This is a genomic window from Litorivivens sp. (genome assembly GCF_041624475.1).
Taxonomy (GTDB): domain Bacteria; phylum Pseudomonadota; class Gammaproteobacteria; order Pseudomonadales; family Spongiibacteraceae; genus Litorivivens.
Genome location: NZ_JBFJUX010000013.1, coordinates 87102 through 105587, shown reverse-complemented (window position 1 = coordinate 105587; position 18486 = coordinate 87102). Strand labels below are relative to the sequence as shown.

Below are 18486 nucleotides of genomic sequence, written 5' to 3'. Positions count from 1 at the left end.
TTCGGGTGCCCGGTGCTGTCGCAATCTGAGACATCCTTTCTCGAGTTCAATCAGAGTCAGCTTGTGCGTCAACTGCCGACTGCCGACCGACTGGCGCTGGAATTTTATGAGGCGCAGTGTGCGCGACAGGTTGCAGAGCTGGACAAGCCCTTCCGCTACGGCGCTGTGGTTCGTGACCGTCTGCTCGTGCAAACGCCGGTGCCGGATCTGCCAACGTTGGCGGCGAGGCTGGGCATAGAAGAACGAACCCTCCAGCGTTTTTTGAAGCGTGAAGGAGTTACCTTTAGCGAGCTGCTTAAGGAGGTGCGTTTTCGTCGAGCGAAAGATCGGCTTGCCTATTCCCGTGACAGCGTCGAAAGCATTGCCTTAGAGCTAGGTTTTAACGACGCGGTCGCCTTTTCGCATGCCTTTAAACGCTGGTCCGGCGAATCACCACAGCAGTGGCGGCGGACTCACGACTCCGCCAGCGAGTAGCTTTCCTGAGGAGAAGAGCTTGAATTAATGACTGTGGGCGCGGCTTTCTCGAAATCTTCTATCGCGGCGGTATCCATCATGCGCGTCCACGCCTTCCAGCTATCTGGCCAGGTAAGCGGATCACCGTCGGCATCAAGATACCAGCTCTGGCAACCACTGGCCCAAACGGTGGTGCGCAATTTATCCTTCAGATTGCTGTACCAGTTGTAAAATGCTGACTTTTTCACCTCTATTGTCGGCAGGTTGCCTTTTTGCCATTCCTTTATCAGGCTAATAGCGAAGTCGGCTTGCCGTTCACTAATGGCAATGACCGAATAGTTGCCAACCGGACTGTTTGGTCCCAGTGTCAGAAAGAAGTTGGGAAAACCCGGAATGCACATGGAACGGTAGGCGATCATTTTATCGCGCCAGGCTTCCTCGATAGTGAGACCATCGCGCCCTGTGAGTTCAATGGGGCGCATGTACGCAGTGGAATCGAAGCCTGTAGCCATCACGATGATATCCAGATCATGGTGGGTACCATCGGCGGTAACGATGCCTGTCATTGAGATGTGGTCTATCTTGTCTGTTACCAAGTGAGCATTGGGTTGTTGCATGGCATCGTAGAATGCGCCATTCAAGACAACCCGTTTACAACCGAAGGTGTAATCGGGCGTCAATTTCTTTCGCAATTCAGAGTCTTTGACCTTTTTATTCAGGTTGCGTACTGCGTTCCAGGCAAAAATTTTGTGTAGGGTTTTATAGAACCATGAGGTGCTGGTGAGCGCGGTAGTGCCCTGTTCAAAAATATACAGCGACAGGTTTTTTACGCGCTCGATTCGAGAATGGTCCTGTTGAAAACGCTGTTTTTGCTTTTCACTGTAGGGTTTGTTTTCAGTGTGTACGATCCATTGGGCGGTTCGTTGGAAGACGCTCACGTCGGTGCCTTCCATGTTAATCAGCTCGGGGATCATTTGCGTAGCGCTGGAGCCGGTGCCGATTACGCCGATTTTCTTGCCCTTTAGATCCACTGAGTGATCCCAGCGGGCTGAGTGCATCTTTGCTCCCGCAAAGTCTTCAAGGCCGGGAAGATCCGGGTAGCGTGGCTGGTGGAGGAATCCGGTCGCGGAAAAAACAAAATCAGCGCTAAAGTTTTTGCCGCTCTCGGTAGTAACCAGCCACTTTTCCTGCTGGTAATTACAGCGTGTGACTTTTTCGTTGAAGTGGGTCAGGTTGCCCAGATCATACTGATCGAAAACAGATTGAAAGTAGGCGCGGATCTCTCGGCCCGGCGCAAAAAAACTGCTCCAGTGCGGGTTGGGTGCGAAACTGTAAGTGTAGGCGTGTGAGGGGACGTCGCAGGCGACCCCAGGATAGGTATTCTCTCGCCAGGTGCCGCCAACAGAATCGGCTTTTTCAAGCAGCGTAATATGGGTGATGCCGGAAAGCTTGAGTTTGATAGCAAGCGCGATGCCGGTCATGCCGGCTCCGATAATTACAACGGAAGGATTCTGTCTGTCTGTGCCCATGTCCTGCGTCTGTTCCATATTGTCTCTATCCCATTAGCTTACCGAATGTGAGCCTCAGCGGAATGTCGTCAAATACGCGGAATCTGATATTTTGCGACACTTACACGAAAATGGTTGTGTTGATGAAGTTAACCTGATTTCGCATTTTTTCAACGATGGGGTAGTTGTCTTCAAGGCTCCAGGACAGCAGCGTCGATATGCACAGCCCGATGATAATGTCGGTAAGCATATCGTTGGGGAAATCGAGCTTGAGTTGATCCTGTTCTCGGGCCTCGGCAATGATCTGGCTGATAAGGCTGGTGAACTGGGCTCGCTGTTCTCGCTGCAGATCGCTCTCTGCAGCGCCGCTAATCAGGTAGAGGTTGAGCAGCTCCTTATAGTGATCTTTTACGCCTTCCAGTTCTTTAGCAATACTTTTCAGGCAGAAAGCCACGCGCTTTTTGGGGTCTTTGATGCGCGCTATTTCATCTGAGAAGGATTGATAGGCGCGGTGACTAAAGGTGCTGGCCACATGCCGCAACAGGTGGTCTTTGGTCGGGAAATGGTTAAAGAAGGTTTTATGTGCGATATCCGCTTCTTTGATAATAGAGGCAATGCTCGTGTCGGCAACGCCGTTTTGCTCAAACAGTCGTACAGCCGCATCTGTGATTTTCCTTCTGAATTCAAGTTTGCGACGTTCGATCCGGTTGACGGGTTGGGCGGCGGACATGGGTTACCTCAGTTGACCACGGTGGGGTTCTAGTCGACGTGGCGTAAAATAAGACGATTGCAAATTAGATATACCGTAGTATATTTAGAAATAATAATATAATAAATGATAGAAATCATGCCCGTATACGATACATGCTCAACGGCAGTCGCGGGGATCGCTGTAACGCGGCCAGCCTGGCCGCGGCTTAGCTCAAATATTCCATTGGTCCAAATCATTTTTCTTTACCTCTGCTTTAGGACGGTCGACTCATGTAAATGGCTCGTCGGGCCGGGATGGTTACAGTGAAGGGATATACCATGAAGAAACCTTATAGTGTGTTCGCGTTGGCGGCCTGCATTGCGATGGCTTCTCCCGCAATAGCTCAGGGTGTTGATGATCCCGACCGTCAGGTTCGTTCCAATATCCTGGAAGAGGTTTATGTCACGGCCCGTAAGCGAACAGAAAAGTTGCAGGAAACACCGGTGGCTGTCAGTGCGCTGGATGCCGATGCACTGGCAGAAGCCGGTATCACAGCCATAACGGATCTTCAGCAATCCGTGCCAGGATTACAGTTTGGCGAAAGTGGTTCGAAAACACCGGCGATTTTTATACGAGGTATTGGTCAGCGCGAGGCCGCTGCCGTGCTTGACCCTGGGGTGGGGGTATATCTGAACGGGATCTTTATCGCGCGACAGGACGCTCAGTTATTGGACACGGTGGATACCCAGAGTATCCAGGTGTTGCGCGGTCCACAGGGAACCCTGTTTGGGAAGAATAATACGGGTGGTGCCATTCTTGTCTCCACTCGCGAGCCAGACCTCGAATCTCTGGAGGGAGCGTTATTGTTGCGCCCTGGTAATTTTGGTCGTCTTGATGCGAAGTTCAGTGGCAATATCCCGCTGGTAGAAGGCAAGCTGGGTTTTCGTTTTGCGCTTAATAGCAAGCGCACTGATGGATATTTTGACAACCGCTTTGACGGCGGTACTTTCGGTGATGAGGATCGGCTTGCTGCGACCGGACGGCTGCTTTGGGATCTTAGCGACACTTTCACAGTTGACCTGTTCGGCTATTGGAGTCGTCAGGATGAGTTGAGTACCGGTATTAGCTGTATTCTACAGAACCCGGAGTCGAATATTGCCCAGCTCCGTTATCCCAATCGTCCGGACTTTGCTGATGCCTGCGCGGCCAGTGAGGCGGCGGTGGCGGACCGGGAATTGGTCGTAAACCGTGCCGACAGCCGTATTGCAATGGACACCAGTATCGTTGCGCTGACCTTGAACTGGGCGCTGTCGGACGACTATGAATTAAAAAGTATTTCCGGCCTGAGCTTTCAGAACAATATCATCAGAAACGATGATCAGGATGGTACGCAGATCAGTGCGGTTAATAACGGTTCGATCGCATTGAATAGCACCCTTGAAGCCGACGGTGAGCCGGTTCCCGATGAAGAGCGAATGCAGTTCAGTCAGGAGTTCCAGCTTAACGGTGCAGCATTTGAGGATCGCCTGCAATTTACGCTAGGGGCATTTGCCTCGCTTGAGACGATCGACAATAACCCCTTTGCGCAATTGATTGGACCAAAAGGGCTGGGTGGCATTCGCCCGTCTACCGCTTGCGCTGCAGGATCTCCGGAGCTCGCTGTCTTCTGCTTAGGCGCTGATGAAGGCGTGGTCTTTCCCCTGGCGACATTTCTTGCGACCCGAAGCAACCTTGAAAACAAGAGCTGGGCGCTGTTTGCTCAGGGCAGCTTTGACCTGACCGAGTATCTCTCGCTGACGGTAGGGGGGCGATACACGTTCGAAGAGCGTGAGCGGGACCTAACCATTTTTGAAGTTGATCATCAGGAGTATGGGCAGCGGTTGAGTGCATTTGGCTTTCCTACCAGTTATATCGATCAAGCTGGGTTTTACTCGCCGGTTCCTGTGCCGATTTTTGATCAGATCGGGCAAAACATCCCTGACCTGCCTGTTATCGTGCGGGATTCGCGGGACGTGAAGCAGGCAGACTGGACTGACTTCTCGCCATCAGTGACCTTGTCGATGGTCGCACCGGGAGAGTGGTTGGAATCTATGAACCTGGATAGTTTCATGGTGTACGCAACTTATAGTGAGGGTTTCAAAGCCGGCGGTTTTGAGCCCCGCGGCCCGGAGTTGGTGCCGTTCGAGCCCGAGCAGGTCAACAACTATGAGGTGGGGGTGAAATTAGATGGGCTGGAATCGCGTCTGCGATTTAACGCCGCACTCTACCGCCTTGACTACGAGGAAATTCAAGTGCGGGTTGCCGAGCAGGGCGAGCGTATCAGCGATATCTACCTGTTTCTCTCCAATGCCGGTCTTGCGACCGTGCAGGGCTTGGAAATGGAATCGACACTGGTACTGGGTAACTGGTTCTTGCAGGGCAGCTTCTCTTATACGGATGCCAGTTATGACGAGTTTATGGGGCAGATCGTAATTCCTGGTCAGGGCGCCGATACTGTAGATCGAAGTGAGGAAGATTTTGCGCTGGTGCCTGAAACTACCTACTCGCTGGCCATCATGTATCAGTGGATGACGCCGATTGGGTTGGTCATGCCACGACTGTCCTATTATCACCGGGACGAGTTGTTTACCGGTATCGACTTCAAGGCGGTGGAGTATGAAAGCTCCTATGTCGATGCGCTGGATATGTTTAACGCCCGCTTGAGCTGGATTCCCTCCGAAACCTTCAGGCTCACCGCCTATGTGGACAATATTGCTGACAAGGAATATTTCAAAAGCGGATTTGCAGTGAGCGCAGCCTTGGGTGCCGCGACGCTGGTTCAGGCTAACCCCCGTACCTTCGGACTAGAGCTTGCCGTAGAATTTTAGCCCCCGTTGGGCCTATTGCTTGGGCGGTGTTACCTTGAAAAGGCCGCTGCCCCGCGCTTTGATCCCCGAGTCTGACAGGATCAGACCATTGGCAAAGCCGGTGTTTCGCGTGGCTTTGAGGCAATCCGCCTCTACCCAGACCCATTCCCCCTCCCGTGCAGCCGAAACATAATCAATGCTGATGTTCATGGTTGGTGTCTGATAATTTCCCGATTCGAAACCGACAACACAGGCGAAACCGATATCAAACAGGGCCATGTACACTGCACCATGGCAAATGCCCATACTGTTCAGGTGGTGTTTCTCTACCCGCAGTCCGACCTGTGGTGGTCTGCCGTGCGGCAGAGCGTCTTCGAAGCGCACGTAGACTGGCGCGAAGGCGTCGTTGAAACTGCCGTCCAGCGGCAACGGCGAAAAGCCTTCAGGCGGGGTAAATTCACTCATCACGGACTCCTGTTATTTGGCGCTATTGTGCAATGGCGTGGCTGTGGAGGCGCTTTACAGCTTGTTAATAATCCACAAATAGATGCCAGCGCTGGTCATGAAGTGCGACAAAGTGAAACTGTTCAGCTTTCGTTAACTTGAGACAAGTACAATGCGCCCAGAAAATTTCAAACGATAGCCATTGGAGGAAGTATGCGTTTGTATAAAGGGGTCGCGGTTGCCGGTTTGTCCATGCTGATGGGCTTGAGTGCCCAGACGTGGGCGCGGGATACCTGGTATATCGGTGCTACCTCCTACGAGAGCACCATTAACAACAACACCATTCACGACCGTGAACGGGTGCAGAACTGTGCTCCTGTCGTCGGGTGTAGCAGCTCGATTGAACGTCGCGATTATCGTGGACGCTTTGATACGGACCGACATCCGGCTATCAACGTGGGCTTCGTCAACCGCGATGGCTGGCGCACCGAGTTTGAATACCGCGAAGGCGACTTCGGTATCAAATCCCCTGAGTCCAAGGAAGATTTTATCGAGTCACGTCGTGTGATGGCGAGCTTCTGGCGCGATTTTGAGTTTTCGGATTCGGCCTTCGGTTACTACGTGGGCATGGGCCTCGGTGTGGGGCAGCTGCGCCAGGGACCGGCCGATGACGAGTTCCTCATGGCGCAGGCGGGCACCGGTCTGACCTATGCAGTAACGCGGAACCTGACCTTGGATCTGGGCTATCGGGTTTATGCGGGCGAGCCGGATATCGTGCTGGAAGATGATAACCGCGCGTTGGACATGGATTACCGCGGCAACAGCTTCAACTTTGGTGTTCGCTACTACCTGTACTGATTTCAACACCATCCAGCTGTCTCCCTGAATCCGCTGGCGTTCTGCGCCAGCGGATTTTTTACGTCTGTACACCGATGGACTCAGCCGATATCCTCACCCGACACATGCTGCCGAGTAGGAGAAAATAATGCATAAAGGGTTCAGTGTGGTTGCTCTGGCTTTGCTGGTCAGTGCCTGTTCAAAAGAGGTGCCTGCGCCTGCAGCGGTACACCCCAATATCGTTGATGCCGAGCAGCATCCTGAGCAGTGGTTGAGTCATGGGCGCACCTATTCCGAGCAGCGTTTTTCTCCGCTGAAGCAAATTACCCGTGACAATGTTGATGAACTCGGGCTCGCCTGGAGCTTTGATCTGGGCACCAGTCGCGGAATCGAAACCACGCCGCTGGTCGTTAACGGTGTGATGTACGCTACGGCGACCTGGAATGTGGTGTATGCAATTGATGCGCGCACGGGGCAACCGCTCTGGCGTTTTGACCCGAAAGTGGATCGCAGCAAAGCTGCCGATTTGTGCTGTGACGTGGTGAACCGCGGCGTGGCCTATTGGCAGGGCAAGATTTATACCGGCACCATCGACGGCCGCCTGATTGCGCTGGATGCCAAGAGTGGTGAAAAGCTCTGGGACGTGGTGACAGTCGATCAGAGCAAACCCTACACCATCACCGGGGCGCCGCGGGTGGTGAAGGGCAAGGTGCTGATTGGCAACGGCGGTGCCGAGTTTGGTGTTCGCGGTTACATTTCCGCCTATGACGCCGACAGCGGCGAGCAGGTCTGGCGCTTTTACACGGTGCCGGGCAATCCGCACGAAGGTCATGAGTCTGAGATCATGGCCGAGGCCGCCAAAACCTGGACCGGACGCTGGTGGCAGTACGGCGGTGGCGGCACGGTTTGGGATTCGATGGCCTATGACCCGAAGCTAGACCTTCTCTATTTTGGTGTGGGCAACGGCTCGCCCTGGAATCAGGCCATTCGCAGCCCGGAAGGCGGCGACAACCTGTTTTTGTCCTCAATCGTTGCGGTTAAACCTGATACCGGGGAATACGTCTGGCACTACCAGACCACTCCGGGGGAAACCTGGGACTACACCGCCACCCAACATCTGGTATTGGCCGAGCTGACCATCGAGGGCGCCAAGCGCAAGGTGATCATGCAGGCGCCCAAAAACGGCTTTTTCTATGTGATAGACCGGGAAACCGGTGAGCTGATTTCCGCCAATAATTATGTGCCGGTGAACTGGGCCACCCATATCGATCCGGTAACGGGGCGTCCGGTCGAGGTTCCGGAAGCCCGCTGGGGCAAGCGCGCCCCCTATCTGCAGCTGCCGGGGCCGCTCGGGGCCCATAACTGGCACCCGACCGCGTTCAGCCCTCAGACCGGCTTGGTTTATATTCCGGTGCTGGAAACACCCTATGTCTATGGTGATGACGAAAACTTCCAGCAAAGTGATGTGGGCTGGAACGTGGGCGCCAATCCCGGTCTCGGTTCGCTACCTACGGACAAGGCCCAATATCTGGCCCTGCGCGCAGCCGTAAAAGGACGCTTGCTGGCCTGGAATCCGGTAACGCAGAAACCGGCCTGGAAGGTGGAACACAACAGCCCCTGGAATGGGGGTGTGCTGGCGACAGCGGGTGGGCTGGTGTTTCAGGGCAACGCGGATGCAAAACTGGTGGCCTATGATGCGGCGACCGGTGAGCGGTTGTGGGATCATTTTGCCCAGACCGGTATTGTGGCCCCGCCGATCTCTTATGAGCTTGATGGCGAACAATATATCGCTGTTGCATCGGGTTGGGGCGGCGCCTTTGCCTTGATCTATGGCGGCCTATTCCCCGCTGAAAGCGCGCCCGGTGTCGGTCGACTGCTGGTTTTCAAACTGGGCGGTAAGGCCTCCTTGCCGGAGCTCGCATCTCGCGCCGCAACCAAGCCCTCGCTGCCTCCGCAGGAAGCGACCGCCGAGCTCATTGCTGAGGGGCAGGCGCTCTATAACGCTTCCTGCCTGGTGTGTCACGGCGATCATGCAGTTTCCAGTGGCCTGCTGCCGGACCTGCGCTGGTCACCACTGCTTGGACTCAAAGATGCCTGGAACAGTGTGGTGTTGGGCGGCGCCAGAGCCGGGCAGGGCATGCCGGTGTTTGCCTCAGACCTGGATGAAGCCGAGAGCGAAGCCATTCGCCAGTATGTGATTTCGGAGGCGCGGTTACCCTTTGAAGACAGATTCAAAGGCGAGTGAAGCATCTCCCTCATTTGGCGTAGCCCACAGCATGTCGCTATGTATTGCATAGAGGCAAGCCGGCGGCTGCGCTAGACTCGATGAAAAGATAAAAAGGGAGTGGCCTGTGGCGAACTTGTCAGTGGATCAGAAAAAAGCCTTTATTGATAAATACATCAGCTATCATGCCGAAGCGGATCGCCGTAACGAGTGGACCTTTTTTGTCGATGAAATTTACGCGCCGGAGTGTGTCTACACCTGTGAATACGCCGGCGTAATTCTGGTAGAGGCGCGCGGTACGGATCAGATCAAGGCGACCCATTACGGCCGCGATATGCAGCACGGCTGGGAAGACTGGACCTTTCCCTATAAAGGTTTTTACGTGGGGGAGGGCAACGAGATCATCACTCACTGGATGAATCGGGGGCCGGGCCTGCGTGAAGACGGTTCGTATCGGGAGACGCCGGGGATTTCCTTTCTCACGCTAAACGATAACTGCCAGATCGTCCGGCAGTTCGATATGTTTGATCTGGCCCATCAGATGAAGCTGTGTGACGAGTTGGAAGATGTCGGGCTGCTTTCGCCTGCTTTAAAAGAAAACTGGGTGATCCCGATGAAGCAAAAGCTGATCGCCCAGTTGCAGCGCAATATGAAGTAGAGGGCGCTCCCCTCACCCTAGCCCTCTCCCCAGGGAGAGGAAACCTGACGACTGGCTTCTGTGCGTTTCTCCCTCTCCCTTTGGGAGAGGGTCGGGGTGAGGGGGGGGAGCTCAGCTCATCTGGGACTGCAGGTAGTTCTGCAGGCCCACCTTCTCGATCAGGCCAAGCTGGGTTTCCAGCCAGTCAATGTGCTCTTCCTCCGACTCGAGAATGTCTTCCAGCAGTTCCCGGCTGACGTAGTCGCCAATTTCTTCACAGTAGGCAATGCCGTCTTTCAGATCCGGGACGGCTTTCAATTCCAGCTTCAGGTCGCACTTGAGCATTTCCTCGGTATTTTCACCGATCAGCAGTTTGCCGAGGTCCTGCAGGTTGGGCAGGCCTTTCAGAAACAGGATCCGCTCAATCAGTCTGTCGGCATGCTTCATTTCATCGATGGATTCGTGATACTCGTGCTCGCCGAGCTCCTTCAGGCCCCAGTCCTTGTACATCCGCGCATGCAGAAAGTACTGGTTGATTGCGACCAGCTCGTTACCGAGAACCTTGTTGAGTATTGCAATGACTTTCTTGTCGCCTTTCATGGCAGTCCCTCCATAAAGCGGGACTTTCAGGCTATCAGAATGGCGGAGGGTGTCAAGCTAAGTTGTTGATTGTAAATGGATTTTTAATATAAAGGCGAATACGAGTGATTGCTGTTTACACGGCCGCGTAGAAGGGGGCCGCGTCGCTGGCCTGCAATTTGTACTCCTCGATGATTTCGCGGGCGAGCTCTTCACAGCTGCCACATTGACTGGCAACGCCCAGTGATTTGCTCACCTGGCGAAAATTGCGGTCACCGCTCTCGATAGCGCGGTGGATGTCGCGGTCAGTCACTCCGTTGCAAATACAGACAAACATGGCGTCGGGCTCATATACCATCTGGGATAGGACTGTAATGCTAATGAGAATGATTGTCAGTTTCAAGCTATATTTGCCATAGATGACGTAAATTTAACCGATAGAATTTATCTATCAAAAATCGTCAAAAATCACCTGTGACTGATCGTTGGGGCCGTGTATGATGCTTGCACGCATTGAGACCGGGGCTGCCGGTCGGCATTTTTCTTTAATCCCTGAATCACACTGGAGGTTATTCACCATGGGTGTACTCGTAGGTAAACCTGCTCCCGACTTTACATGTGCTGCGGTTCTCGGCAACGGCGAAATCGTTGACGAATTTACTCTCAGCGAAACCATCAAGGGCAAGTACGCCCTGATTTTCTTCTACCCGCTGGACTTCACCTTTGTGTGCCCATCCGAGCTGATTGCACTGGACCACCGTGTAGCCAAGTTCAAGGAGCTGGGCGTTGAGGTGATAGGCGTGTCTATTGACTCACAGTTCACACACAATGCCTGGCGCAATACCCCCGTCGACAAAGGCGGTATCGGCCCTGTCGGCTACACACTGGCAGCTGACGTTCGTCACGACATCTGCCGTGCCTACGATGTTGAAGCCGATGGCGGTGTTGCCTTCCGCGGTGCTTTCCTGATCGACGACAAAGGTGTTGTGCGCTCACAGATCGTCAACGATCTGCCGCTGGGCCGCAATATCGACGAGCTGGTGCGCCTGGTTGAGGCCCTGCAGTTCCACGAAGAGCACGGTGAAGTTTGCCCGGCTGGTTGGAACAAAGGCGACAAGGGTATGAATGCCTCTCCCGATGGTGTTGCTGCTTACCTGTCAGAGAATGCTGATTCTCTGTAATTCGCGGACATGATTGGCTAAAGCTTGATGGCGGAGGTGTTTGGTCATCTCCGTTGTTAATCAGCGACAGCTAGCACAAAAAAAGGCCGCGAAATGCGGCCTTTTTTTGTGCGCTGCCCTTCCTGAAACAGGTTTTCGGTTTAAGCAAAGGCAAGGCTGCGCGGTGCGCTTTTTAGCGGCAGCAGTGCGCAATGTCCGCCGAATTCGCTGTTCGCCCAGTTCAGTACGGACATGATTGCGTGGTTGCGGGTGTCTGCGATCAGGCGGTATGACTGCGTGTCTCTGCGCTCTTTTGCGTCGCGGTAGGATACAACGGCATGAAACGAGCGATTGTGTTCGCGAAGTATCCTTACATGTCCCAATACATGATCGTTCCTTGCCAATCGAAAGAGATCAACGGTTACCATCAGGTAGGTGCCTCAACTGCTTTTACTCCAAGATACTTGACGAAAAGCATAGGCGATCTGCGAATAAATTGAGCGCGAAGAGAAAGGTAATTTTTTATATTCGTTTCACGTTTTCGGCAATATTTGGGGTTTTTACGGCACTAACGCTTAAGCTTCGTCGCTCTCGTCTGGTTCCGGCCATTGCCAGCCGCCCAGCGCCTGCCAGCGGTTCACAATCGTGCAGAACAGTTGAGCGGTTTTTTCGGTGTCATAAGCTGCACTGTGAGCTGCGCGATTGTCGAAGGGTAGGCCGGCGGCTTCGCAGGCTTTAGCTAGAACCGTCTGGCCGTAGGCGAGGCCTGACAGGCTGGCGGTGTCAATCACAGAAAAGGGATGAAAGGGGTTGCGTTTAATGGCACTGCGCTCGGCTCCGGCCATCACGAAACCGAGATCAAAATGTGCGTTGTGTCCCACCAGAATGGCGCGGTTGCAGTTGGTGTTCTTCACCTTTTGTCGCACGGCTTTGAGCAGCTCTCCAAAGACGATCACTTCTTTTTTCGCGTCGCGATCCGGGTGTTCCGGGTCGATGCCGGTGAATTCCAGCGCTGCGGGCTCCAGATTGGCGCCGGCGAAGGGTTCAACCTGATAGTCGAGGGTTTCCGTCACCACCAGTTCGCCAGCCTCGTTGAAATCGACAAAGCTGGCGGCGATTTCCAGGATGGCGTCAGTGCTGGACTGGAAACCACCGGTTTCAACGTCAACCACCACGGGTAAAAAACCGCGAAAACGGGTTGCGATAGGAAAATCTACAGACAGCGATTCATCACTCATTGATGACTGACCAGTTCAGCGTTTCGCCTGCGCGCAGCGGCACCAGCTTGGTTCCGCCGAGGTCAAGCTCCAGCGGGGCTTGCCAGGGCGTTTTCTCGAGCGTGATGGTGTCGGTATTGCGTGGCAGACGGTAGAAATCGGGACCATTGAAGCTGGCGAAAGCTTCGAGCTGGTGCAGGGCGCCAGCCTCCTCAAAGGCTTCGGCGTACATTTCAATTGCGGCGTAGGCGGTGTAGCTGCCGGCACAGCCGCAAGCGGCTTCCTTTTTGTCCTTGGGGTGCGGCGCTGAATCCGTGCCGAGAAAAAATTTGGGTGAGCCTGATGTGGCTGCCTTCAGCAGCGCCGCCTGATGGCTGCCGCGCTTCAGAATCGGCAGGCAATAGAAATGAGGCCTAATACCGCCCGCCAGCATGTGATTGCGGTTGTATAACAGGTGATGCGCGGTGATGGTGGCGGCGACGTTGGCCGGTGCATCTGCAACAAATTCTGCGGCATCTGCCGTGGTGATATGTTCGAGCACGACGCGGAGCTTCGGGTAGTTTGCCACCAGCGGCGTCAGTGTCTCATCGATAAAGCGTTTTTCCCGGTCAAAAATATCGACGCTGTCGCTTGTGACTTCGCCGTGGATCAGCAGGGGCAGGTCGTGTTTTTCCATCGACGCCAGCACTGGCTGCAGTGCCGCGATGTTGGTCACGCCGGAGCTGGAATTGGTGGTGGCGCCGGCGGGATAGAGCTTGGCGGCGTAGACAAAGCTGGACTCTGCGGCGCGGGCTATCTCTTCCGGGCTGGTATTGTCGGTAAGGTAGAGCACCATGAGTGGCTCGAACTGCCGAGGCAGATGACTCATGGCAGCGCTTATGCGATTCCGGTAAAGGTCGGCCTCAGCCACAGTACGCACGGGCGGTGTGAGATTGGGCATCACGATGGCGCGGCCCATATAGCGGCTCATGTCTTTGGTTGTCAGTGGCAGGGCGTCGCCGTCTCGGAGGTGGACATGCCAGTCGTCCGGACGGATAAGGGTGATTCGCTTGGGGGTGTTTTGGGACATGCGCCGATTCAGCTCCGGGTTAAGCGCGCATGCTACCGGATTAGCGGGCTTGATTAAAGGGAGGGGATGCCGCTGAATAGCTTCGATAGGCTACACTCAACACGAAAAGACTGAAGGCATGAGGCGCGTCATGAAGATCACGATTGGGGTGTTGTTGGCCGGTTTGCTGCTGACGAACACAGCTCTGGCCAGGACGGTAGAGTCGGCGACAACGGGGATCAGTTTAACGCTTCCGCCCGGTTTTTCCGGCGACTACGATCCCGACTTTGGTGCTTATGTGCTGCATAAGGACGACATCCAACTGGGTTTGTTCGCCTATTCCGAGGGTACGGTGCCGGAAACTGCCCTGGCGGTGTCGACCGCTCTGGAGCAGTCGGGTATCGAAATTCACTACGACCGCGAGCCGCGCTATACAGAAAGCGGCTTGTTTGAAGCTTACTCCGGGCGTTACCAGAGTCAGCCGATCGCCTTGCATATCTGCGCGGTGGCGGGCAGCGAAGGCAATACCTTTTCGGCCGTGGCCATGGCACCCAAGGGCTCGGAAACCCGTCTTGAGAAGTTGGTGGAACCCCTTTGCCGCTCGGTTGAGTGGGGTATGCCGACGGGTCGGCAGTGGGCGCGGCTGTTTTGGGGGCGACGACTGACGGCTGCCGGCAGCGCCAGTAATTTCAGTCAGGGAGGGGCGGGTGGCCATGGCGCCTACGCCAGCGGCGCCACAGAAACCTACGATTTTTGCCGCAACGGCCAGTATGCCTACGACTACATGAGTGAGTCATATATGTCGATTGAGGGCATGTCGGCCTCCAGCACCAAAACCGACAGTCACACCGGGCAGTGGTGGCTGGTGGTGGATATCGGCGGCAAGGCGACCATGCTGCTGGATACCACCGATGGCCGTAGCTTCGAATTTCACACCCGCGAACAGGGGCAGGGCGTGGCGATAGGGGATACCCATTTCACGGTTGCCCAGAGCCAGCGCTGCTATTAGCCAGGGTTTGGAGGCGGCCCCTGTTGCCAGCGCGGCGAATACGGTAGAATTCCGCCCCTTTTGAACACGTTCAACCGCCGTTTCTGGAGAATTCCATGTCCGCTATCAACAAAGTCGTCCTCGCCTATTCCGGTGGTCTCGATACCTCGGTCATTGCCAAATGGCTGCAGGAAACCTACGACTGTGAGGTAGTGACCTTCACCGCCGATATCGGTCAGGGCGAAGAGGTTGAACCCGCCCGCGCCAAAGCCAAGGCGCTGGGTATCAAGGAAATCTACATTGATGACCTGCGCGAAGAATATGTTCGCGATTTCGTCTACCCCATGTTCCGCGCCAATACCATCTATGAAGGCGAGTACCTGCTGGGCACCTCCATTGCCCGCCCGCTGATCGCCAAGCGTCTGATCGAGATTGCCAACGAAACTGGCGCCGACGCGATTTCCCATGGTGCGACCGGTAAAGGCAACGATCAGGTGCGCTTCGAACTGGGTGCCTACGCCCTGAAGCCCGGTATCAAGGTGATCGCCCCCTGGCGCGAGTGGGATCTGAACTCCCGTGAAAAGCTGATGGCTTATTGCGAGCAGCACCAGATTCCGGTGGACTTCTCCAGCAAGAAGAAAAAATCGCCCTATTCCATGGATGCCAACCTGCTGCATATTTCCTATGAAGGCGGCAATCTGGAAGACCCGTACTGGGAAGCGGAAGAGGATATGTGGCGCTGGAGCGTCAGCCCGGAAGCGGCGCCCGATAAGCCCACTTACATCGAGCTGGGCTATAAAAACGGCGATCCGGTAACGCTGGACGGCAAGGAGCTGAGCCCGGCCAGCATGCTGGAAACCCTGAACAAACTGGCCGGTGACAACGGCATTGGCCGTCTGGATCTGGTGGAAAACCGCTACGTGGGTATGAAGTCTCGTGGCTGCTATGAAACGCCCGGCGGCACTATCCTGCTGCGCGCCCACCGCGCTATCGAGTCCATCACCCTGGATCGCGAAGTGGCTCACCTGAAAGACGAGCTGATGCCGCGCTACGCCAAGCTGATTTACAACGGCTACTGGTGGAGCCCCGAGCGCAAGATGCTGCAGGCGGCGATCGATGAATCCCAGGCCTTTGTTAATGGCGTGGTTCGCCTGAAGCTCTATAAAGGCAATGTGATTGTGGTGGGCCGTAAATCAGACAACTCCCTGTTTGACGAAGCCATCGCTACCTTTGAAGACGATGCCGGTGCCTACGATCAGAAAGACGCCGAAGGCTTTATCAAGCTGAATGCGCTGCGTATGCGCATTGCCGCCAACAAGGGGCGCTCGCAGCTCTAGAAATACCAAAATCTTCGTGGCACACTCTTTCCAGCAAAAAAATAGCAAGGAGCGAGTGTGTTGCGAAAAGGAATTCTTGGGCTGCTATTGGGCAGCCTGTTGCCTCTCACTGCAAACGCGTCTGGTGATATCGGCGGTTTGTTGTCTTTCAAATTTCTCAGTGCCGATGCCCGCTTTGTGGGTGAAGAGGACAATGCCTTTGGGTTTGGTATGTCTCTCGGGGCCCGTTGGGGAAAGGCCTACTTGGAATACGACTACAGTTTGGTAACCAGTCTTGAGCCTGGTTTCACCTTTGATCCCAATTCCCCACAGGCCTTCAACCTGTCCTTTGATGCAGAGCTGGATATTTATGCCCACAATGCCTTCCTAGGCTATCGCGTTGGGCGCTTTGCATTTGCGGAATTCAAAGCAGGGCATAGCTATCAGCGTATTAAAGAAGCTGACGATCAGAATCGTGTGTTGGACGAGGTCAGCACACCGGCGGCAGGTATCGAAGTGGGGCTGGGTGGTGAGTCATTCACTATCGGCCTGCAATACCTCTGGCTGGGAGACGACTATAAGCAGACAGCGTTAAGCCTTCGCGGTTTTTGGTAGTCCGACGAGCTTACTGCCGTACCGGTTTCTTCAGCAATTTGCGCTGCAGGGTGCGCCGGTGCATGCCCAGTGCCCGGGCTGTGGCGGAAACGTTGCCGTCATTCTCTGCCAGTACTTTCTGTATATGCTCCCATTCCACACGCTCAACCGAGGGCGGGTTTTCCGGTACGTCCACATCGCTGGTGGCCGGGCTGTCGAAGGCTGCCAGCACATCTTTCAGAGAGGCGGGTTTGCAAAGGTAGTTGTAAGCCCCCAGACGCATGGCTTCGACGGCGGTGGCGATACTGGAGTAGCCGGTGAGCATCACGACCTTGCACTGAGGTTGCTGTGCCTGAATGGCTTCAATCAGAGCCAGGCCGGAGCGACCTTCCATTTTCAGATCCACCAGCGCTTTATGAAACGGCTGCGCTTGCAGCAGGGCTTCCGCTTCATCCACATTGCTGGCACGGCTTACCGAAAACCCTCGTTTCTCCAGTGCCCGCGCCATAACGTCGACAAATACCGGGTCGTCATCCACCAATAACAGCTTCTGCTCAGCCATCGACAAACACTCCCTCACAGGGCAGGCGAAGTTCTACCCGACTGCCGCGCGGCTCGCGGTTGTGCCACACCAGCTTGCCACCGTAGCGGTTCGCCGCCGCGTTGCTGACAAACAAGCCCAGCCCCAGCCCGCGACCCTTTGTGGTGTAAAAGGGGGTGCCGAGTCGCTCGGCTTGGGCTGCTGGTATGCCCTGCCCGGCATCTTCTATCGCTACGACCAGTTCTCCGTCATCTATATACGCGCGCAGGTGTACGTAGTCAGGGCTGACATCAGCGGCGTTGTTCAGCAAATTGATCATGGCCTGTTCGAGGGTGGTGTCCATCAACATCTGCGCGTGTTCCGGCAGGTCGATCTGAAAACTTGCGTCGTGGGTTGAGGGGCGCAATAGCTGCCAATGCTCTTTAAGCAAGGCGAAGAATTTATGTGCAGCTATGGTTTCTGTACGCCCGGCGCTGAAATCCTGGGCCGTTGTGGTCAGCCGGTTAAGTATCTGTTTACAGAGGGTAAGCTGACTGTCGAGGGTGGCGACATCCTTGCGCAGGGGTTCCGGCAAGGCCGGGTCGTCGCGCAGCTCATCGGAAAGTATGCGCATGGTGCTTAGTGGTGTGCCCAGTTCGTGGGCAGTGCCGGCGGCGAGGGTGGCAATGGCGAGCAGCTGTTCATCCTGCAGGCGCTGCTCGCGCGCATCGGCCAGTGCCTGATCGCGGCGTCGCACAGCGGTGGCCATCTGCGCCACAAAGTAGGTAATTAACGCCGCGCTGACCGCAAAGTTGAACCACATTCCGATGACATGAAGGTTGAGGCCGGTGCTGTTGTGGTGGGGTTCCAGTGCCGCCAGCGGTTGGTAGTAGAACAGCAGGGTGCTGTAGGCCGCCAAACTGCCGGCGGCGACCAGCCAGGTAAAACGCCAGGGCAGGGTGGTGGCGGCGATACAAATCGGGACCAGGAAAAACGATACAAAGGGGTTGCCGGCACCGCCTGCCTCGTAAAGCACCAGCGTCAGTGCCAGCACATCGATCAGCAACTGAAAGAGGAATTCACCGTCGGTGACGGGCCATGCGCGGTCAGCGCGCCACCAGGTTGCCAGTGTGACAAGCCCCATAATCAACAGGATGGCGGACAGCTTGCCAACGGGCAGTGACCAGCCCAGCACCTCTACCGCGTAAGCCAGCGCCAGGCACTGCCCCGTCAGCACCACGCTGCGCAACAGGCAGAGGCGTTTGAGGTTAAGCGGGGCTGAATCGCGAAGCTCGGTGGTCACGGGATTGTCGGTCTTTGACTGGTTGCGTGCAGTATACGTGCTCACGGTATCGACGCCAGTGCGTCAGTTTGTCGCATTCAGGCAAGCGCAGTGGGTTGGTAGACTTGCCGCCGTCGAAACT

At 55.3% G+C, this 18486-nt stretch carries 19 protein-coding genes; 9 read left to right on the top strand and 10 right to left on the bottom strand.

Annotated elements, in window-relative coordinates; genetic code table 11:
- On the top strand, positions 1-474 hold a 474-nt coding region (locus ABY734_RS13435), incomplete at its 5' end, for a helix-turn-helix domain-containing protein (protein ID WP_372779801.1).
- Here ABY734_RS13435 and ABY734_RS13430 read toward each other — a convergent pair.
- Both ABY734_RS13430 and ABY734_RS13425 read right to left on the bottom strand, forming a co-directional pair.
- Positions 453-2000: a flavin-containing monooxygenase gene (locus tag ABY734_RS13430; RefSeq protein WP_372779800.1), complete on the bottom strand. Its 1548-nt coding sequence runs from the start codon at positions 1998-2000 to the stop codon at positions 453-455. The two genes, ABY734_RS13435 and ABY734_RS13430, sit on opposite strands and share 22 nt — an antisense overlap.
- Before the next feature lie 82 nt (positions 2001-2082).
- Positions 2083-2691, bottom strand: a complete 609-nt coding sequence (locus ABY734_RS13425; protein ID WP_372779799.1) for a TetR/AcrR family transcriptional regulator — start codon at positions 2689-2691, stop codon at positions 2083-2085.
- 299 nt (positions 2692-2990) lie between these two features.
- Here ABY734_RS13425 and ABY734_RS13420 point away from each other — a divergent pair, with 299 nt between their 5' ends.
- Entirely contained in the window at positions 2991-5519 is a 2529-nt protein-coding gene (locus ABY734_RS13420) for a TonB-dependent receptor (RefSeq protein ID WP_372779798.1), read from the top strand.
- A gap of 12 nt (positions 5520-5531) precedes the next feature.
- Here ABY734_RS13420 and ABY734_RS13415 read toward each other — a convergent pair whose 3' ends face one another.
- Positions 5532-5963 (bottom strand): PaaI family thioesterase, encoded by a 432-nt coding sequence (locus ABY734_RS13415; protein ID WP_372779797.1) that lies wholly within the window; start codon positions 5961-5963, stop codon positions 5532-5534.
- 192 nt (positions 5964-6155) lie between these two features.
- On the opposite strand from ABY734_RS13415, the gene ABY734_RS13410 reads away from it, so the two are divergent.
- The 3 genes from ABY734_RS13410 to ABY734_RS13400 all read left to right on the top strand — a co-directional run bounded on the left by ABY734_RS13410 (position 6156) and on the right by ABY734_RS13400 (position 9661).
- Positions 6156-6800, top strand: a complete 645-nt coding sequence (locus ABY734_RS13410; RefSeq protein WP_372779796.1) for an outer membrane protein — start codon at positions 6156-6158, stop codon at positions 6798-6800.
- Between the two features lie 127 nt (positions 6801-6927).
- Positions 6928-9024 carry a PQQ-dependent dehydrogenase, methanol/ethanol family gene (locus ABY734_RS13405; protein ID WP_372779795.1) on the top strand — a complete coding sequence of 699 codons (2097 nt, stop codon included), beginning with the start codon at positions 6928-6930 and terminating at the stop codon, positions 9022-9024.
- Positions 9025-9130: 106 nt separating this feature from the next.
- Positions 9131-9661 carry a nuclear transport factor 2 family protein gene (locus ABY734_RS13400; protein ID WP_372779794.1) on the top strand — a complete coding sequence of 177 codons (531 nt, stop codon included), beginning with the start codon at positions 9131-9133 and terminating at the stop codon, positions 9659-9661.
- Positions 9662-9772: 111 nt separating this feature from the next.
- On the opposite strand, the gene bfr is transcribed toward ABY734_RS13400, so the two are convergent.
- Complete coding sequence (gene bfr / locus ABY734_RS13395) at positions 9773-10240, bottom strand: bacterioferritin (RefSeq protein ID WP_372779792.1); 468 nt, start codon at positions 10238-10240, stop codon at positions 9773-9775.
- Between the two features lie 115 nt (positions 10241-10355).
- The gene (locus tag ABY734_RS13390; RefSeq protein WP_372779791.1) at positions 10356-10622 is read right to left on the bottom strand and encodes a bacterioferritin-associated ferredoxin; all 267 of its coding nucleotides are present in this window, start codon (positions 10620-10622) and stop codon (positions 10356-10358) included.
- Positions 10623-10797: 175 nt separating this feature from the next.
- Between ABY734_RS13390 and ABY734_RS13385 the strand changes: the two genes are divergently transcribed.
- On the top strand, positions 10798-11400 hold the full coding sequence (locus ABY734_RS13385; protein WP_372779790.1) for a peroxiredoxin: 603 nt from the start codon (positions 10798-10800) through the stop codon (positions 11398-11400).
- Between the two features lie 140 nt (positions 11401-11540).
- Here the strand turns inward: ABY734_RS13385 and ABY734_RS13380 are convergent, their stop codons facing one another.
- From ABY734_RS13380 to pyrC, 3 genes are all read right to left on the bottom strand, one after another.
- Positions 11541-11807: a hypothetical protein gene (locus tag ABY734_RS13380; protein WP_372779789.1), complete on the bottom strand. Its 267-nt coding sequence runs from the start codon at positions 11805-11807 to the stop codon at positions 11541-11543.
- Between the two features lie 147 nt (positions 11808-11954).
- Positions 11955-12617, bottom strand: a complete 663-nt coding sequence (rnt, locus tag ABY734_RS13375; RefSeq protein ID WP_372779788.1) for a ribonuclease T — start codon at positions 12615-12617, stop codon at positions 11955-11957.
- Positions 12610-13665, bottom strand: a complete 1056-nt coding sequence (gene pyrC, locus ABY734_RS13370) for a dihydroorotase (protein WP_372779787.1) — start codon at positions 13663-13665, stop codon at positions 12610-12612. The genes rnt and pyrC overlap by 8 nt, the downstream gene beginning before the upstream one ends.
- A gap of 130 nt (positions 13666-13795) precedes the next feature.
- On the opposite strand from pyrC, the gene ABY734_RS13365 reads away from it, so the two are divergent.
- The 3 genes from ABY734_RS13365 (at position 13796) to ABY734_RS13355 (ending at position 16563) form a co-directional block, all read left to right on the top strand.
- Entirely contained in the window at positions 13796-14653 is an 858-nt protein-coding gene (locus ABY734_RS13365) for a hypothetical protein (RefSeq protein WP_372779786.1), read from the top strand.
- Between the two features lie 95 nt (positions 14654-14748).
- The gene (locus ABY734_RS13360) at positions 14749-15969 is read left to right on the top strand and encodes an argininosuccinate synthase (RefSeq protein ID WP_372779785.1); all 1221 of its coding nucleotides are present in this window, start codon (positions 14749-14751) and stop codon (positions 15967-15969) included.
- Between the two features lie 57 nt (positions 15970-16026).
- Positions 16027-16563 (top strand): hypothetical protein, encoded by a 537-nt coding sequence (locus tag ABY734_RS13355; protein ID WP_372779784.1) that lies wholly within the window; start codon positions 16027-16029, stop codon positions 16561-16563.
- A 10-nt stretch (positions 16564-16573) separates the two neighbouring features.
- On the opposite strand, the gene ABY734_RS13350 is transcribed toward ABY734_RS13355, so the two are convergent.
- Together ABY734_RS13350 and ABY734_RS13345 are read right to left on the bottom strand one after the other, a co-directional pair.
- Positions 16574-17104, bottom strand: a complete 531-nt coding sequence (locus tag ABY734_RS13350) for a response regulator transcription factor (protein ID WP_372779783.1) — start codon at positions 17102-17104, stop codon at positions 16574-16576.
- A complete protein-coding gene (locus tag ABY734_RS13345) occupies positions 17097-18410 on the bottom strand; it encodes an ATP-binding protein (RefSeq protein ID WP_372779782.1) in 1314 nt (437 codons plus the stop codon). Before ABY734_RS13345 ends, ABY734_RS13350 begins: the two co-directional genes overlap by 8 nt.
- Positions 18411-18486 lie beyond the last annotated feature (76 nt).

Coding starts and splice junctions, on each gene's coding strand:
- ABY734_RS13430 (WP_372779800.1), bottom strand. CDS start 2,000: ATGGAACAGACGCAGGACATGGGCACAGACAGACAGAATCCTTCCGTT.
- ABY734_RS13425 (WP_372779799.1), bottom strand. CDS start 2,691: ATGTCCGCCGCCCAACCCGTCAACCGGATCGAACGTCGCAAACTTGAA.
- ABY734_RS13420 (WP_372779798.1), top strand. CDS start 2,991: ATGAAGAAACCTTATAGTGTGTTCGCGTTGGCGGCCTGCATTGCGATG.
- ABY734_RS13415 (WP_372779797.1), bottom strand. CDS start 5,963: ATGAGTGAATTTACCCCGCCTGAAGGCTTTTCGCCGTTGCCGCTGGAC.
- ABY734_RS13410 (WP_372779796.1), top strand. CDS start 6,156: ATGCGTTTGTATAAAGGGGTCGCGGTTGCCGGTTTGTCCATGCTGATG.
- ABY734_RS13405 (WP_372779795.1), top strand. CDS start 6,928: ATGCATAAAGGGTTCAGTGTGGTTGCTCTGGCTTTGCTGGTCAGTGCC.
- bfr (WP_372779792.1), bottom strand. CDS start 10,240: ATGAAAGGCGACAAGAAAGTCATTGCAATACTCAACAAGGTTCTCGGT.
- ABY734_RS13385 (WP_372779790.1), top strand. CDS start 10,798: ATGGGTGTACTCGTAGGTAAACCTGCTCCCGACTTTACATGTGCTGCG.
- ABY734_RS13380 (WP_372779789.1), bottom strand. CDS start 11,807: ATGGTAACCGTTGATCTCTTTCGATTGGCAAGGAACGATCATGTATTG.
- rnt (WP_372779788.1), bottom strand. CDS start 12,617: ATGAGTGATGAATCGCTGTCTGTAGATTTTCCTATCGCAACCCGTTTT.
- pyrC (WP_372779787.1), bottom strand. CDS start 13,665: ATGTCCCAAAACACCCCCAAGCGAATCACCCTTATCCGTCCGGACGAC.
- ABY734_RS13365 (WP_372779786.1), top strand. CDS start 13,796: ATGAAGATCACGATTGGGGTGTTGTTGGCCGGTTTGCTGCTGACGAAC.
- ABY734_RS13360 (WP_372779785.1), top strand. CDS start 14,749: ATGTCCGCTATCAACAAAGTCGTCCTCGCCTATTCCGGTGGTCTCGAT.
- ABY734_RS13350 (WP_372779783.1), bottom strand. CDS start 17,104: ATGGCTGAGCAGAAGCTGTTATTGGTGGATGACGACCCGGTATTTGTC.